Source organism: Halomarina oriensis, from assembly GCF_009791395.1.
GTDB classification, from domain to species: domain Archaea; phylum Halobacteriota; class Halobacteria; order Halobacteriales; family Haloarculaceae; genus Halomarina; species Halomarina oriensis.
Genome location: NZ_WSZK01000004.1, coordinates 18,245 through 34,567, shown reverse-complemented (window position 1 = coordinate 34,567; position 16,323 = coordinate 18,245). Strand labels below are relative to the sequence as shown.

The following is a 16,323-nucleotide window of genomic DNA, read 5'->3' as shown; positions in this document are numbered from 1 at the left end:
TCGTCGTCGTGGCGAGTCGCCATGCGTCGAGCGATTGCAATCCATAGATGCCCTTCCTCCGCGTCACCGGCCGTCCGTTCTCGGTGACCGGGTCACCCTTCTCGTCTTTGACGGCGACCTCGATGGGCCGGCCGTCCTCGGTCGTCTCGACGTAGAGTTCGACGTTGTGAGCGAGTCGGTCGTCGGTGAGGATGTAGGGTCGGAGGCGGTTGTAGAGGCGCATCACGGCGATGTGAGCGTGTTGTTCCGTCTTTGCGCGTTTCGCCTGTCCACCACCCGACCCGTCGTCGCTCTGGTGGGCTTGCATCAACGCGTCGATAGCTTTGTCGGCCTCCTTTCGGGCCTCGTGAATCGATCGGAGTGCAATCTGTGCGCGGTAGGAATGTTCGTCGTCGTGCTTCCCCATATCGCGTCGTGCGAAGCGCACGAGGGAAAACATATCTTAAACATGATATAATAGTGTTCAACACGGTCTGACGATATTATGTAAAGCTTCAGATAGGTCTTTACTTACGAGGTAGGTAAACGCGTCTATGTCGCCACCAGCGGCAGCGGCCGGCCAGGTTTCTGGGTTCCGTGAGGGGAAGGCTCCCACGGCTCTCAACATGCCGACGCCGACCGTCGACACGGAGTCCGAAACGAAACTGAGCGAGATGACGAAGCAGCATCTCGGCGAGGAGCGCGGCGAGTACCTCGTTGAGCGTGCTCGGTTCCTCCAAGCGTTCAAGGAACAGTGGACGGCCAAGAAGACGCTGGCATTCACGAACTACGTCCACCGGAACACCGGGATGCGCCTCAATCAGGGCGCTCAGGGTGTCGTCGGCATCGCCATCGGCATCATTGCGACGTTGATGATCGGCGTCGTCGTCCTCGGCCGCATCGACGGGTTCACGCCCGACATGAGCGGCCAGTGGCAGAACGTGCAGGACAACACCAGCCAACAGGCGGCTGACACGTTCGACTTCATGAACCTGCTGCCGTTCCTGGTCGTGGCGCTGTTCGTTCTGGGCATCGTCATGTCTCGGATGTGAGAATCGCTCGATACTAACCGAATCACGGACTGACGGACCGAAACCACCGTCGCCCATCACCATTATGATACGCACCATTGCTGGAGTGCTCGGTCTGTTGGTGTTCGTCTACGCGCTGACGTTCGCCGCGCCGATGGCCGTCGACGCTGAGGTCGGGAACACCTCGAACACCCAAGCGGATGAGTTCGCGCTGTCGGTGACCACAGTGTTCGCGGAGATCGGGAGTACAATCCCGATGGTCGTGGCTGTCGCGCTCATCGTGTTCGTGCTCGTCAGGGGGATTTAGCCGTGTTCTGGCCTATCTACCTGTTTCTCGGCACTGCCGCGCTCCTCTCGACCTATCAGGCGACCATCCGCGTTGAGGGCGTCTACGTCTGCGGGGCGTTCGCGACGTTCCTTTCGATACTGCTCGGAATCGCCTCGGTCAACATCGAAGCGCACACCTCGACCGGCGAGGCGGTCTCGTACGGGTCTGAATACCTGTTCATCGTCTGGGCGGGTGTTGCGCTCATCAACATCGTGTTCCTCGTGCCCGCGCCGTTCGAGGCGCTGGCAGAAGCTGTGGCCGGCAACGAGGCCGGCCGTTCTCGTAACCAGTCATGAGTACAACCGCACCAACCAACGGTCACGAGACGACGAATGGCTCTGCTGAGGGGTCACAGAGCGTCTCACCGGCCGACGTCAAGAAGTTAGTCAGTGGAATGAACATCGGTGGCTCAGACGCGAGCTACCTCGTCGAGGTCATCGACCACGACATCGAACTGAAGTACCTGAAGAAGATGCGCCCCGAGTTCGAGCGGGCGCACATCCTCGCCAACCGAGACAGCGCTCGTCTCTGGGAAGCGGAGTTCCTCGTTCGGTTTCGGACGAACATCTTTTTCATGGAACACCCACCGGAGGGGTCGAAGATGCAGGGGTCGTTCCGCGAGCTCGTCTACGGCGACCGGCACGAACCGCTCAGCCCCCAGCAGGTCCGGGACGTCCTCTCCATCGAGTCGGTGCTTCTCGCCCGGCTCACCCAGTCCGAGGGGATGGAACAGCAGTCTGTCATCAAAGAGATGCGCCAGGACAAGCGCATCGAGTCGACGGCTCACCAGCCGTCGGATGGGAGCTTCGTCTCCCGATTGTTCAAGTGATTCATCATGCAAATGCCAAAACTCAAAACGGGACTCGCGACGAAAATCTGGGAGCTTCTGTGCCTCCCACTGTGGTTCTGCGCAGTGCTCATTCAGGGCCCGACGTGCCTCTGGATTGACTCCAATCGGAACATCCACTACAAGAGCTACGAGAAGGTCGAAATCGGCGGAGAGACCGGTATCATCGTCGCGGGTCGATTCGTCCCGGACGACGGTCCATCGAGCTACTTCCGCGTGTGGAACGTCGAGTTCACCATCGCGTTCGAGGACATCCGCTCGCTGCTCAACCCAGCGACGCTCGAAGTCCCGGCCGACGAGCTCGCCGAGGCAACCGAGGGCGACGGGGACCTCCATGTCCACGTTTTCGGTGGCGACTCGACGCCGCTCCGGGCAACGCTCGCCTTCCCGTTCTGGTTCTTCGCGACCATCTTCCAGGGTGACACGTGCGTCCACATCGACGACTCGGGAAACCTCCGCTTCAAGAAGATGAAGTCGGTCAAGCGTCCCCGTCGCGGGAACGTCGTTGACGACGAGTTCAAGAGCGCCGACGGGCGTGGCGCGGCGTTCAACCGCTGGTCGACGGACATCGGCCTCTCGCTGCAGGGGATGGAGGGGATGTGGAACCCGGCGACGAGCGAGATTCTCCGCGCGAAGGAGGCCGTCGAGACCGCCACCGACGGCGGGACGACCATCGGGGCCGGCGAGGACGAGAAGTCCGGTGTCGTCGCCCGTGTCACCACGGCCGTTTCGTCGGGTCGACTGGCGGATTACGCGCCGTTCTCGATGATGGATGGGAGCTTCAACCGCCAGCAAATGAACACCGTCTACGAATCGCGCTCGGAGTTCGAGGACAAATCGACGTTCATCTACATCGGTGGTCTCGTCGTCGCGTTCTTCATCGGCGCGATGAGCCCGCGACTGAACGGTTCGACCGGTGGTGGTGGCGGCAGTGGCGGCATCTCCGCGCCCGTTCCGATGCCCTCGTTGACCGTCGATCCGGCGACCGTCCAGGCTGGCCTTGACGCGCTCGTGGGGGTGATGTAGATGGGAGAGAAAGGTGAGGAGGTCTACGACTCGAAATACCTCTACGATGCTGCAGCCGAGCTCACCGGCAGGAGCGCCGACGATGGATGACGTCGAAATCGTCGTCCGCTTCGACGACCACCGGGGTGACTGGACGGTCCGACGCTCCGGCACGGTCGTGTCCCGTGCGCCATCCCAGAGTGAGGCGTTCAAGGAGGCGGCCGGCCTGACGTTCGACGAGCGTGGCCCACACATAACGGTTCGCGTCATCGACCGCAACGGCGTCGCGCAGGACCGCCTCGCTGAGGTGGCCTGATGGCCGACACCTCACGCTTCCGTTCGTCGAGTGGCTCTGGGTCGTCCTCCTCGTCTTCGTCGTCGGACAGCGACGACCAGATGAGTGACCGGGAAACCGTCGAGGCGGCTCAGGAGATGCTTCGTGAGCAGTCTCGCCCCGAACCGACGCGCTCCAGCAACAACAGCAACACCCGAAACACCAGAAACACAAGCAACAGCAGTAATACCAGTAACAACAGCAACACTCGAAACACTCCTACTGGTGTCATCTGGGAACCGGATACCAGCGACGACAGGAACGCCAGCAACACTAGCAATGACCGGGACGCGAGCAACACTGGCGACGCCGGAAACACCAGTAACACTCGCGACACTCAGAACACGAGTGACGGCGGCAACACTCGGTCGAGCAGCGTCGAAGACGCTATTCGTGGCATCCACGGCGAGACCGTCCGCGAGCAACCAGAACCGACCCGGCGCGACACGAGTGGTCGGGGTAGGTCAGCATCGTCGTCGAGGTCCTTGACGAACTCCAGCGGGAGCGGGACGTCCATTCTCAGTTACGACCTCTCGACCTCTCAGAACCTCGGGACGTGGCAGGGCGTCGAGGAGGACGGCGGTCGTCTGGGCGATGCGGCGACGAGGGCCGAGCAGGACATCCTCGCCTCGAACGACTGGCTGACGGATTCCGAGCAGGTGCGTATCATCTACGACGAGCAGGCCGACGAGTTCTCGGCGACCCTGACCGAGCAGGGGCAGGCCGCCATCGCCGACCGCGAGCGCGAGACCCTCGAACGTCGTCTCGCCTCGAAGAGCGGCCGGTTGGACATCGCGTACCAGTCGCTCAACGCCCAGTACAGCGACGTCGACTCGACGAGTATCCGGTACGGCGACGACGGCGAAATTGTCGCTGAGGCCACGCTGGGGTCGGGCGACACGGTTACCGAGTCGTACTACTTCGGTGAGGAGTTCTCCGCCGAGGACTACGCCATCACCGAGGAAGACGGCAGGCTGAACGTCGAATTCACCGACACGGGCCTCGAAGATGCGATGCGCCAGCAGGTCCGCGCGACGACCGGCCTCGCCGACGAGCAGTTCGAGTTGACACAGGGCGAGGACGGCCGCTACTCCGCACAGTTCTCGACGAGCGAGCAGGAGCGTCGTCGTCAGACAGCGACGATTCTCGCTGATGCCGCTCAGGTGAACATGGAGCAGCGCCGGAACGCCGCCCAGTCGGACGAAATCGACGCGGCCCTCGACCGAGCAGCGAACCCCGGAAAGGTCCGAGTCGTCGAGGACCCGTTCGACGTCTATGGGACGGGGACCGACGTGTTGAACGCGGCCGAGGACGGCCGTCTCGAAGAACAGACCGAGCGCTGGGTCGACCCGAAAGACACCATGCGCGAGCGGGTCGAGGCGTCGACCGGCCTGAACGCGGAGGACTTCCGCGTCGACGGCGCGACAGAACTCGTCAAAACCCGCACGGGCGACCTCGACGGTCGGACGACCTACGACGTCGCGCTCACCGACTCTGGCGTCGCGACGGTCTCTCAGCGGACGAAGCGGGAGGTCGCCGCCGAGACGCCGGGCTTCGACCCGAGTGAGGTCCTCGTCGACTACGAGGGCGGTGCGTGGGACGTCTCGTTCGCCCAGGAGGGGCAGCAAGCGTACCAAGAGGCGAACCAGAGGCCCGAGAGGTTCGGTGACGACGGCGGCCGTGTCGCCTTCGTTCCGGGTGGAGAGGACTTCCTCGACGGCCTTTCGAGAGACTACCAGGGCTTCGCTCGCGACGCCGGCGAACTCACCTCGACGATTTCGCCGGTCGGGATGCTCGAACGCCGGACGACCGGAACGAACTTCGTCGGCAACTTCGCAGCCGGGACGACCGAGGGCGCACTCGCCATCGCAAACGTTCCGGCGACCGTTCGCGGCCTCGACGAGTTCGGCGAACTCGCCGCGTGGTACGGTGGACGAGAACTCGCCGGCGAGGGCAAAGACGCTCGCAAAAAGGTGAGCGCTACCGCAGAGATGGCAGCAGTCTCCGCGTGGGACAGCGTGACGGCGAATCCATCGAAGGGGGCCGGCCAACTCGTCGGCTCACTCGTCGGCTCCTACGGGGCCATCGCGGGAGCCTCACGGGTCTCGTCGACGGCCGGTCGGTCGGCGGCGTGGGCCATCCAGCCCGGCGAGGAACTGCTCTCGACGGGGGCGACGCGACTGTTCCCCTCCGTCGCGGCGAAGTTCCCCGGCGGCCGCATCGACAACGAGGAAATCATCATCCGCGAGGGCAAGCGCGCCTACCGGGGGGCGAAGCAACGTGTCGGCGAGTTTCGGGCCGATCAGGACTTCTCAGTTCGTGACCGACTCCCCGGTCGGGACGACGGGTCGGGCTTCGACGCCTCCGACTGGGTGACGGTCGAGCGCGATGCCGATGCCGGCCTCGTGAAACTCTCGCCCGCGCTCAAGTACGACACGAAGAAGGCGCTCGCCGGGACGAACCGTCGCCTCGACGATGCCCGCCTCGGCATCGACAACGCGAAGACGCGCCTCACACCGACGCAGGCGGGCCTCGACGCCACGGCCCGGTCGCTGGGCCGGCGCTCCGCTCGCTCCCGCCAGAACCGACAGGACTGGTTCGAGCAGGCTCGCGACAGCACGCGAGACCGAGCGCTCCGAACGGCCGTTGACACCCAGACGATGGCGTGGAAGGGCCGTGAGGCGCTCGCCGCGACTCCCGACCGCCTTCGAGGGCTGGCGACGACCGGCACTGCGCGAACCCAGCGTGCCTGGTGGGACGCCGAGATCGCTCTCGGTGACCTCGCCGACTCGTCGACGCCGACGGCGCGGGGCCTCGCGATGGATGGCGCGCTTCGCGCTCAGGCGGGTCGGTGGGCCACCGAGGACATCGTCGGCTCCCTGCCCGGCCGGACCCGGAGTGCTGCTGGCTCCGCAGCGCTCCGCGCCCAGTCGTCGAAGTGGGACATCGAGGAGTGGGCCGGGTCGCTTCCTGGCCGGGGGCGTGACGCGGGTTTGTCGGCCGCTGTGCGCGGACAGACGGCGAAGTGGAACACCGAGGACTGGATGGCCGGCCTCGGCCCCCGAGCGCGCGAGAACGCCCGTCAGCGCCTTCCCGCGCCGCTTCAGTCACAGGCGAACCTCAACGACGCCGCGTGGCGGGCCGGCTACCGATTCGAGCAGGACCGCCAGTCCTCTCGTCTCGACGACGTCCGGAACGACCTCGGCATCGACCTCGGTATCGCCCGGGGCCGCCTCGCCGACACGTACGACACTCGCCGACGGCGGGCGTCAGACCGCCTTTTCCGAACGAAAGAGCGGGTGAAGCGTCCTCTCCAAGACTTTCGCAGCGGCCGGGCCGACGTCGGCCTCTCCGCTGCGCGACTTCGTGGACAGTTCGACGCCGCAACGGACTCGCTCAGCGATTGGGACACCGACCTCCCCATCGACGCGGCGCTCGCGCGGGGACAGCTTAGCGCTGGCCTCGACGCCCGACGTACGTCGTTCGACGAGTCGGTCCGAAGTGGTCTCGTCAACGCACAGACGAAGTGGTGGAACGCGAAGTCGCTCCCCAGCGAGTTTACCATACAGGTCGGTTCCAACCGATTGTATGGTAACGTGCCCGACCGCCGAGACTACTCGCTTGACGCCGACGCCGTCGACCTCGAAGTCGACGGCTGGAGCGACACCGAGAAGGCCTGGATGCGGATGGGCCTGACCGAAGACATCGACGACCTTACCGGGCCGTCGACGGGCCGCATCGAATCGGGGTTCACGCCCGCCCGCAGCGGCGACCAGATGACGTTGCTCCGGATGGGCGACGAGGTCAATCCCAACCGTCTCGCCGAACTCGAACTCGACAATCGTTCGCGAGACGCGTTTGACCTCGCAGACATCGCCGGCCGCGCAGAAGTCGCGGGCTTCGCTGAGGAGACATCGACGTTCGACCCGGCGGCCATCGTCGCCGACGTCGCCGGCGAGCAGCGTGTCGACATGCGCGACATCGTGGGCGACCAGGAGGCGCTCGTCGAGACGGCTATCGAGAGCAAGGTCGACACCGAATTCGAGTCGCTCATCGAGTCGGAATGGGCGAGTGAGTGGGAATCAGAGTGGGAGTCCGAGTTCGCTACCGAGTGGGAATCGGCGTTCGAGGTTGAGCGCGCGATGGAGTGGGAAAGCGAGTTCGAGATGGAGATGGAACTCGAATTCGAGACCGAACTCGAATCCGAGAGCGAGATGTTCGCGCGCGGTCGCCAGCAGTCTCTCGACGACCTGCTCGGTAGCGGTCCGTCCAGCGAGTGGTCGAAGCGCTTTACGAACGATGTGGCATCGCTCCGCGAGGTGTTCGGCCGATGAGTCCGAGTCTCGCCGAGCGACTCCGCGACGATGACCGGGGCGTCGGGTATCAGCTCGTGTTGATGCTCATCGCGTTCGCGTTCATCGCGCTGATTCTTTCGATGATGACGACACCGATAACGAAGGTCCAGAACTTCTCTGACGACCAGAACGACGGCACCGAGTACGAACAAGAGGCGGCGACGATGAACCAGCGCATCACGGATGCGTGGAACGCACTCCCGGTCGTCGGGACGTTCCTCGTGGTGGTGTTCACCATCGTGATGGCCGTCGTTCTCTCAGCGAGGGCCTGACGATGAGCGCCATCAAGGGCTTCGTTGCCATCGTCGCCATCGTTCTCACCGTCATCATCACCAACGCATTCGCACCGACGCTGCTGGGCGTTCTGAGCGAGGAGGCGAAGACATCGATGGGCAGTGACGGGGAGGGCTTCTCCGTAGAGAACGAAACCATCGACCGGGGGGCGAACATCGCGCTCGTCCAGATTCCGAGTGCGATGGTGTTCATCGTCTCCGTCTGGGCCTTTATGATGTTATTGGCGACGTTGGCGTATCTGGGGGTGCTGTAGATGCATCGGCCCGGAACCATCGACGTCTCGCTCGCAGGGACGATTCTCGCGGTCGTCGCAGTCATCCTCACGCTCCTCGTTGCCAGTTCCGCACCGGTCGCCGCGACCCACGGCGCGTTCGCCAGCATGCACACAACGGCGAGCGAACTATCGAACGGCTCAACGACGAACGCTGAGGTCGAACGAAGTGGAGAAGCCGGCTTCGTCAGCCACGACACCCACCTCTCACAGACCCGGACGCACTATCCGATAGATTCCATCTCTCAAACCCTCTACGATGACGTGAGTGAGTTCGATGGGTCACTTTCTGGCAGCTACCAATGGCAGACTGATGGTCTCGACATGCGAGGTGGGGAACTGGAACTTCCAGCGTCGAGCGTCAATTTCGGGAGTGACACAACGTGGACTGTGGCGATGCAGTTCACGCCGGAATCCGGTAAGGTGATGCGATTCGGTGCGGGTGACGACGGGTCGACCGGCGCGATAGCGTTCTTCTGGAACCGCCAGGGGAACGAGGAGGTCGAGGCGATTGTGCGCGGGGGCTCAGATAATACGGGTGTCTTCGGGCTCGACAGCGGTTCATCTGGACCGATACCGCCCACAGACTACGCTCAAGCGGGCGAGAAACACACGGTCTCGCTCACTCGTCGAGGAGATACGATGACGCTTCGACTGAACGGACGGTTCGTCACGCAGACGACGGTCGCAGTCGGGAGCGTCGACATCACTGGTCCATTCGAGAACAGCTACTACGGCGGCTCGCAGGAGATGCGCTATCACGACATCCGGACGTTTGACGACGCACTCGCACCAGGGCAACTCTATCGGCTCACGGAGTCGCCAAACAGCAAGCTGAGTCCGGTGACGAGTGAACGACTCGCGCTTGACGCAGGGGTGGGTTCGACGGCATACGGGACGGTCGGTCCGAGCAATACGTTCGACGGGACGTTTCAGAACTCGCCGGAGTGGGTGAGTGGCGCGTCGGGAACGGCGCTCCGATTCGACGGCTATCACGACGACGACAGCCTCAGCGTGCCAGATTCGTACCGGACGGACCTCAGCTTTGGGTACTCTATCTCGATGTGGGTCAAAGCGGACAGAGAGGTCTCCCCGCCCGATGAATTCCGTGTTGGGTTGGTGACGAAGAAATCGAACGCACTGCAACCGGGTTGGGCGATCGGTGCGAACGACGGGACGCTGTTCCTCGAGCATGACGATTGGGATGCGACCGTCGACACACCGGAGCTGTTCGATAGTACCTGGTCGCATCTGGCGGTCGTTCACTCGTCGGGGGAGATTGACGTGTACGTCGATGGCGAGCTCATCAAAACCGTCAACGTCCCGAAATCGCCGAGTCAGAACTCTGAACCGATGACGCTCGGGTCGTATGGCGACTATCGCCACGCGAATGTGACACTCGACGATGTCCGACTGATGGATTCGACGATTCTCACGAGCGAGCAGGTCCAGTTCCTCGCGGACAACCCGGCTGCACAACTCCCCGAGTCGTCGACCTACTCGAACGAGCATTCGATGTCGAACACTATCGAGGGGTTCGCTGACCTTGAACTCCAGAACGCAAAGGCGGACGTCACGTGGAAGGCCGCTGACGGGACGGTCCTCACGCAGGCGACGTTCACCACGACGGGGAACCACTCGGCCACTTGGACTCGCCCGACGACTGACACCGTGACGACCGAGGTTGAGTTTACCGCGACCGGACCGAACGCGCTCGCCCGTCTATACGGTGAAGGGGTCATGTCTAAGACAGTCGAACCGACGCTCGACCTCTGGATGCCCGAAGATGGTGGGAAGCTCAACGGCACCTCCGAGCATCTCGCCGTCAACGTCACCGACCCGGACCTTGGGACGGCGAAGAGCGATAGCGTCACTGTCGACATCCGAATCGATGGCGAGGTGGTCTCGACCCAGACGGTCAACGCCGAAGGCACCGTGCAGTATTCACCCGGTGAGATTCCCGGGGGTCATCACACGTGGTCGGCCGCAGCGACCGACGAGTACGGCCACACCGTCGAGACCGAACAGCGTGGGTTCAGGAGTCCGATGATTCTCTATCTTCATCATGAGAACGGAACGCAACTGCTCACCAAGGAGGTGACCGTCGAGATGGTCGGGACGGCATCGATGTCGAACTTCGTCACCGAACGAGCGACTTCTGATGGGACCATCACGTTCGGACAGCTCCCCGATGAGCAGTTGGCGCTCCGCATCTCTGCGGCGAACTACACCACGCGGACGATGCTCGTGGACAACCCGTACGGGACCGTCGAGCGTCACACGAACCTCATCGATTCCTCGTCCGCAGCAGGCTACAGCCAGTGTTTTGCCCTCGACTCACGCGGTGCGGGGTTCGCGCCGGACAATAGCTGGCTCATCGTCCAGCAGCACATCAATGGGTCGTGGCGAGACATGGCCGGCGGCTACTTCGGCGCGGCGAACTCGGTCTGCTTCGACCTCGTCGACGAGGAAGACTACCGCCTCGCAATCCGTGATGAGGGTGACCGCCGGAACCTCGGTGGCTACCGTGGCGACTCCTCATTCGCCCAGCAGACACGGAACCTCATCGTCGAGGGTCAGACGTTCGGCCTCGAGCGCGGGACGACCTACGAGTGGGAGGTTGAGTCGGTCGTGACGAACGAGACAATCGGCAGTCGCGAACTCCTGTTCAAGTTCAACGCGCGAGATCGCCGTATCGAGGACCTCCACATCGTCATTCACGAGCGCGGTGACCCGTCGAATGTCCTCGACGAACTCTACGCGTATGGGACCGTCGGGTCCTACAACGCCAACATCCCGATTCCCGCAGATGAATCCGAGACAGAGTGGACCATCTCGTGGGAGGCCGAACTCTACCCGACTGGCGACGCCGACGAACCCGCCCAGCACATCGACGGGACGTGGCGCGTCGGGGCCGATGGGACCGCGACACCGCTGGGACTCAGTGAGTTCTGGACAAAAGTGGCGCTTGGAGGCGTTATCCTGCTTGTTGCGGGCGTGTTCGGCTTCATCCATGCCCCGACCGGCGCAGTCATCACGGCCGGGCTGACGGGCATCTTCGCCGTGATGGGCTACCTCGAAATCCCGCAGACGGTGTTGATGTTCGCGATTTCACTCTCCGTCGTCGGCTTCGCGGCGTCGAGGAGGGCCTGAGATGCGGGCTACCGAACTCGCTATCGGCGTCTTCATTCTCATCGCGACGGTGACGCTCGTCAACTCGACGGTCGCCCCACTGTTGGGCTTCGACCTCGTGACCGGTGGGCAGACCGACATCGAACGAACGAACGAGGACCTCACCGGTGACGTCGACGGCGGTGTCACCGAGGGCGGGTCGCTCTCGCCGCTGGCGGCTCTCGACATCCTCACGACCGGTATCTCGATTCTCTCGAATCTGACGGGGTTCCTGATGAATCTCGGGGTGCCGGTCTACATCGCCAACTGGGTGACGTCACCGATTGCGCTGGTGATGGCGCTGGCGATGGTGACCGTCGTCCTGCGAACGCAACTCTGAGACCATGACCGAGACACCTCTCCAAATCACAGCACAGTGCGGCCCCGACCAGTGGACCAGCGGGAACTGGGCAGACGCGATTCTCTGCCCGTTCCTCTCGACGATGGGTGGGATGTTCGTCCTCATCGTCGGCTTCACCGTCTTCTCGGCGTTGGCCATCTATACCCGGAGCGTTCTGCTCCCGGCGGTCGTCGCCATCATCATGGTCGGCATCATGTCGAGCTACATTCCGGCCCTCGCCGGACAGGTGACGCTCCTGTTCATCACGGCGGCCGCGTGTGCGTTCCTCTGGATGTTCTACCGGGCGGTGCGGTAGATGCTGGGACTCATCACCGAGGCGCTCAGGGGGCGTCTCACGACGCTCACGCGGGCGGCCAACTCCGACGCCCCGGCGTCGCCCGCGCATCAAGAGTGGTACGACGGGCGCTTCGAGACCCACGCCCTGCGGAGCCTGCTGGCGAACCTGCTGGGCTTCGGCGCGTTCCTCGCGTTCCCGGTCTGGGGGCGCATCGTGTTCTTCGGTGCGGCCGCCTTCTTCATCGTGGGACTCATCGCCGACGAAGCGACTCGTCGAGGCGTCCTCCCACTTCCTGAAGAGATGCCGGCGCTCCAGCACATCGTCTTCGCCCCGGCTCACGTCCTCCACGAGGCGACTCACGCCGGGTTCGCACGGGCGTTCGGTGGTCGGGTCGTCGAGTGGCACAACGACGACGGCGTCCTCGGCGTTGACGTCACCCTCCCGGACGAGACGCCCGCGTGGGGTATCGTGCTCGTCTCCATCGGCCCGACGCTCGTGGGCGCGGTCTGGCTGGCGTTCATCGCTCAGTGGGGACTGGCGGCGACCTCGCCGACCATCTCGTTAGGGTCGGCCGTCTCGCGGATCGTCGTCGTCACGATGGTCCTCCGGTACGCTATCCCCTCGAAGGCCGACCTCGCGTTCCCACTGGCGTATGCGGTCCATTTGCTTCGACGCAACCTGTCGCCTGCCGGCGTCGAGGCCGACGAGCAGGTATCAGGATAGACCGTTACTTTTTGTACGTTCAGTAGAAGGTCTCGATATGAGTGTAGTTCGCTACGGCGTATCGAGATTCCTGTTCTTTTCTGGTGCATGGTTTATCGCCTCGGGCTTGATTGCTCTCTTCCTCCCGTCGCTCTTGGAGCAGTCTTACAGTCCTTGGGCCGCTGCGGTGACACTGGCCGTCGGGACAGCCGCCGTATTCTCTGGATACCACTACCACTTGGAGAACAAAGCTGAGTCTACAGACCACGACGATGACCTCCCACTCACGGCCGAAGCGGTCGCCGAGAAGTGGGACCAGAAGTAAACGACGTCGGACTACTCCTTTTCCGCCGTCGCGTTCTTCGCTGTCGCACCGAGCGCATCGTTCTCGACGGCGACGTTCCAAGCCTGATTCCCGGCCCAGAGCGAGATGCCGAACGACTCGGGCATCCCGTCGACGAACGGCATTGAGACCGAGGTCAAGTTGACGGTCGTGCCGGGCATCAGCAGGTGTTCGCCCTCAGCGAACGCCCAGTGCTTCATCGTGGAACGCATGGCGACATCGCCGCTGAATCGGACGCCCCTCACATGTAGCGGGGCGCGGCCTGGGTTCGAGAGTTCGAGTTGCGCCTTTCCGGTCCCATCCTCGACGTCGACGGCGTCCACCTGGACACGCGGGTCGACGGGGATGCCACAGCCACCGGTGCGCTTCTCCTCGGCACCGAGGACCGAGGACTCGCTCTTTGCGATGGTTCGACCAGAGAGCTCCCACCAGCCCTCCATCAGCGGGTAGCGCATCTCGACGCTGTTCCACCCGCCGAACTCCGGTGGTCGACCCGATGCCCGGAGATCTCGATTGGGATCGATGAGGAGCCACTCCATCATCGGCGGGTCGTCAATGAACTCAAAGGCGAGGCGACCGTTCGGCCGCCACTCTGCGGCCATGTAGCCACCGCTAGCGACTGAGAAGTGCGTTCGACCATCCGAATCGGTGTAGTCGCTCGCCTCCGAGAGCGCCCGTCCTGCGGCGTCCCACGGCAGGGCTTCATCAACGTCGTCTCGCGAGACACATCCGGAGAGCGCGGTCGCTCCGACCGCCCCGAGCATCCCGAGAAGCGCACGGCGTTTCATAGCTATCGAACTAGTCCACAAGCTTATAAGTTCACGGACAAAGCTGTTCACAGATAGATGAACGGATTCCTCATCATCCGAATCGCATTGGCCTTTGGGGCAGCACTCGGCGTCCGGTGGTCGGCTCTCGAAGTGATGTACCAGTACAACTCGCTTTCCATTGCTGGTGGAGCAGACGCGCTAATTGCGGGTCTTCAGGCAATAGGTGTAGCAACGTTAATTCTGTGTGCGACTACTGCGGTCCTGCTCTACTCCATCGGCCTGCACAAACTTGGCCCAGACCGAGCATCGAAGCACTCGCCTCGTCGCGGAATCTAATCTTCTGAGTGCGTCCGCTCTTCGAGCTCTCGGGCACGCTCAGCGAGGCCCTCGCCGTCGACGTCCTCCAGGGCGTCGAGGCCGGCTTTAATAACCAAGGGGTACCAGTGGCGGTTCTTTTCGAGTTCGAGCGGGTCGCCGTCCTCGCCGGTCGCCATCTCGACCTCGACGCTCGCCTGCCGGTAGCGGAGTTTCAGCATCCGTTTGAGGTCGAGCGGTATGTAGGAGTTGAACGGGTCGTAGACGTCTTTCACCGAGGGCTTCGGTGCGTCGTCTTTGCTCTCGTCGGCCTCCGGTGTTGCTGGTGTTGCTGGTGTTTCCGATTCCTCTCGCTTCCGGTCGGCGGCCTTCCGCCGGGCGTTGTCGGCCGATTTCTTCCGGCTCTTGCCGAGGCGTTCGGCCCGGTCCTCGAAGTTCAGCGTTCCCTCGTCGTCTTCGTCAGTCATTCGTTGAAGTCTCCGAGGATGTCTTTGGTCCGGCCATCTGGCATGTCGAACCCGAACTGTCGGTCGAGAGCGTCGCCGACCCGGAGGAACACTTCACATTGGTCGCACTCGGGGTCGTACTCGAAAATCGACTTCCCGGCGGTGAACGCCCGCTGGAGGGCGACTCGTTTTCGCACCTCGAACACGGGGACGTCGTCGAACGCCATTTCGAAGAAATCCATCATCGCCTGTGCGTCGTTGTTCTGCTCGACGCGGTTGGCGACCAGCGCCACTTCGTCGATTTCCATCTCGAACTCGTCTTCGAGTTGCCGGCAGTGCGTCATCAGGAGTTCGAGGGCGCGTTGACTCGTCGATTCAGCGAGTGCCGGAATCAGCACGTTCTCGGCGGCGACCAAGGCGTTGTCCGTGACGTAGCCGAGGTAGGGCGGCGAGTCAATGAAGATGTAGTCGTACTCGTGGTCGAGGTGGCCGAGCGCGAGCTTGAGTTGTTCGCCGCCGCGACGAGAGACAACGAGGTCCGGTTCGATGGCGGACATCTCGATGTTCGACGGGACGACGTCCATCTCCTCGTGTTCGAGCACGAGGTCGTTGATGGCCGAGCGTTGGTCCATGTCGGTGAGAACGTCGTACAGCGACGGAGGCTGGTCGTCGTACGCCCCCGCGAAGCCGAGTCCTTCGGTGGCGTTCCCCTGAGGGTCGAGGTCGACGAACAGCACGTTACGGCCGCGCTGAGCGAGCGCCCCGGCGACGTTGATGGCAACTGTGGTCTTCCCGACGCCGCCTTTCTGATTCGAGCAGGCGATGATTGCTGGTTGCGTCATGGTGATTGGTGTTTCTGGTGTTACTGGCAACACCGGTATTACCAATATTACAAGCGTCACTAATAATACTTCGTCAGACAGTATCGAATAGAACTACATCGGCTCAAAAGAACGTCGGGGCATGGGCCTGTTCAGCCGGAACAACCCCTCGAAGTGCAAGAAATGCGGGCACTCGGTGCTGACGAAGCAGAAGAAGCAGAAGAAGAACTAATCCAGTTCGTCAGCGTCGAGGTTGCCGGCGAGGTAATCGCGTCCTTTCTGGGTGATTGCGTAGTAGCCTGCGTTCTGCTCGACCTTTTCCAAGTAGTCGTGTTCAGCGAGCTTCCGAAGCCGACGCTTCACCGTGGAATCTGCTGGCGTGGCGACGTTCTTCCAGCGGAGATTGAAGTGGACGACCGCAGGAGGGAGAGCGACCCCAGACGCCTCTAAGAGTTCGAGGATCGGCTCGTCGTACTTACCCGCCCAGGGCGGCCGGGGCTTCATTGGCTGTACTTCCGGAGAACGGCGGTTAACACCTACGAACAATGATAAGTTAGCCCCATACAGAGTGTTGGTGAACCTGTATAGGGCTACATTTATGTTCCAACAGGATTTCGTAGCGACTGGACAGTCACCGGGTCCATGGGGTTCACGTCAGAACGAAAGTGGACCG

General features: G+C 62.8%; 19 protein-coding genes. 14 read left to right on the top strand and 5 right to left on the bottom strand.

Translation table 11 applies throughout. From position 1 onward, the window contains the following. Nucleotides 1-406, bottom strand: a 406-nt coding sequence (locus GQS65_RS01380) for a hypothetical protein (protein WP_158202884.1), incomplete at its 3' end; no start/stop codon positions are given. Nucleotides 407-533: 127 nt separating this feature from the next. Here GQS65_RS01380 and GQS65_RS01375 point away from each other — a divergent pair. From GQS65_RS01375 to GQS65_RS01310, 14 genes are all read left to right on the top strand, one after another. Then, nucleotides 534-1,031, top strand: a complete 498-nt coding sequence (locus GQS65_RS01375) for a hypothetical protein (protein ID WP_158202883.1) — start codon at nucleotides 534-536, stop codon at nucleotides 1,029-1,031. A gap of 64 nt (nucleotides 1,032-1,095) precedes the next feature. Further along, on the top strand, nucleotides 1,096-1,317 hold the full coding sequence (locus GQS65_RS01370; protein WP_158202882.1) for a hypothetical protein: 222 nt from the start codon (nucleotides 1,096-1,098) through the stop codon (nucleotides 1,315-1,317). Nucleotides 1,318-1,319: 2 nt separating this feature from the next. Beyond that, nucleotides 1,320-1,634, top strand: a complete 315-nt coding sequence (locus GQS65_RS01365) for a hypothetical protein (RefSeq protein ID WP_158202881.1) — start codon at nucleotides 1,320-1,322, stop codon at nucleotides 1,632-1,634. Continuing rightward, entirely contained in the window at nucleotides 1,631-2,167 is a 537-nt protein-coding gene (locus GQS65_RS01360) for a hypothetical protein (RefSeq protein ID WP_158202880.1), read from the top strand. Before GQS65_RS01365 ends, GQS65_RS01360 begins: the two co-directional genes overlap by 4 nt. An 84-nt stretch (nucleotides 2,168-2,251) precedes the next feature. Then, nucleotides 2,252-3,211 (top strand): hypothetical protein, encoded by a 960-nt coding sequence (locus tag GQS65_RS01355; RefSeq protein ID WP_158202879.1) that lies wholly within the window; start codon nucleotides 2,252-2,254, stop codon nucleotides 3,209-3,211. An 82-nt stretch (nucleotides 3,212-3,293) separates the two neighbouring features. Next, nucleotides 3,294-3,506 carry a DUF2188 domain-containing protein gene (locus GQS65_RS01350; protein ID WP_158202878.1) on the top strand — a complete coding sequence of 71 codons (213 nt, stop codon included), beginning with the start codon at nucleotides 3,294-3,296 and terminating at the stop codon, nucleotides 3,504-3,506. A gap of 503 nt (nucleotides 3,507-4,009) precedes the next feature. Continuing rightward, entirely contained in the window at nucleotides 4,010-7,858 is a 3,849-nt protein-coding gene (locus GQS65_RS01345; protein ID WP_158202877.1) for a hypothetical protein, read from the top strand. Then, nucleotides 7,855-8,151, top strand: coding sequence for a hypothetical protein (locus GQS65_RS01340; protein WP_158202876.1), 297 nt, complete (start codon nucleotides 7,855-7,857; stop codon nucleotides 8,149-8,151). Before GQS65_RS01345 ends, GQS65_RS01340 begins: the two co-directional genes overlap by 4 nt. Before the next feature lie 2 nt (nucleotides 8,152-8,153). Continuing rightward, nucleotides 8,154-8,426 (top strand): hypothetical protein, encoded by a 273-nt coding sequence (locus GQS65_RS01335; protein ID WP_158202875.1) that lies wholly within the window; start codon nucleotides 8,154-8,156, stop codon nucleotides 8,424-8,426. Beyond that, nucleotides 8,427-11,597: a LamG-like jellyroll fold domain-containing protein gene (locus GQS65_RS01330; RefSeq protein WP_158202874.1), complete on the top strand. Its 3,171-nt coding sequence runs from the start codon at nucleotides 8,427-8,429 to the stop codon at nucleotides 11,595-11,597. It abuts the gene before it with no gap. A gap of 1 nt (nucleotide 11,598) precedes the next feature. Beyond that, nucleotides 11,599-11,955: a hypothetical protein gene (locus GQS65_RS01325; RefSeq protein WP_158202873.1), complete on the top strand. Its 357-nt coding sequence runs from the start codon at nucleotides 11,599-11,601 to the stop codon at nucleotides 11,953-11,955. A gap of 4 nt (nucleotides 11,956-11,959) precedes the next feature. Then, nucleotides 11,960-12,271, top strand: coding sequence for a hypothetical protein (locus tag GQS65_RS01320; RefSeq protein ID WP_158202872.1), 312 nt, complete (start codon nucleotides 11,960-11,962; stop codon nucleotides 12,269-12,271). Then, the gene (locus tag GQS65_RS01315) at nucleotides 12,272-12,976 is read left to right on the top strand and encodes a hypothetical protein (RefSeq protein ID WP_158202871.1); all 705 of its coding nucleotides are present in this window, start codon (nucleotides 12,272-12,274) and stop codon (nucleotides 12,974-12,976) included. A gap of 37 nt (nucleotides 12,977-13,013) precedes the next feature. After that, entirely contained in the window at nucleotides 13,014-13,280 is a 267-nt protein-coding gene (locus tag GQS65_RS01310; RefSeq protein WP_158202870.1) for a hypothetical protein, read from the top strand. 11 nt (nucleotides 13,281-13,291) lie between these two features. Here the strand turns inward: GQS65_RS01310 and GQS65_RS01305 are convergent, their stop codons facing one another. From GQS65_RS01305 to GQS65_RS01290, 4 genes are all read right to left on the bottom strand, one after another. Beyond that, nucleotides 13,292-14,086, bottom strand: coding sequence for a hypothetical protein (locus GQS65_RS01305; protein WP_158202869.1), 795 nt, complete (start codon nucleotides 14,084-14,086; stop codon nucleotides 13,292-13,294). A gap of 314 nt (nucleotides 14,087-14,400) precedes the next feature. Beyond that, entirely contained in the window at nucleotides 14,401-14,850 is a 450-nt protein-coding gene (locus GQS65_RS01300; protein WP_158202868.1) for a hypothetical protein, read from the bottom strand. Further along, on the bottom strand, nucleotides 14,847-15,671 hold the full coding sequence (locus tag GQS65_RS01295; RefSeq protein ID WP_158202867.1) for a ParA family protein: 825 nt from the start codon (nucleotides 15,669-15,671) through the stop codon (nucleotides 14,847-14,849). The genes GQS65_RS01300 and GQS65_RS01295 overlap by 4 nt, the downstream gene beginning before the upstream one ends. A gap of 207 nt (nucleotides 15,672-15,878) precedes the next feature. Further along, nucleotides 15,879-16,154, bottom strand: a complete 276-nt coding sequence (locus GQS65_RS01290) for a hypothetical protein (RefSeq protein WP_158202866.1) — start codon at nucleotides 16,152-16,154, stop codon at nucleotides 15,879-15,881. Between the last annotated feature and the right edge of the window lie 169 nt (nucleotides 16,155-16,323).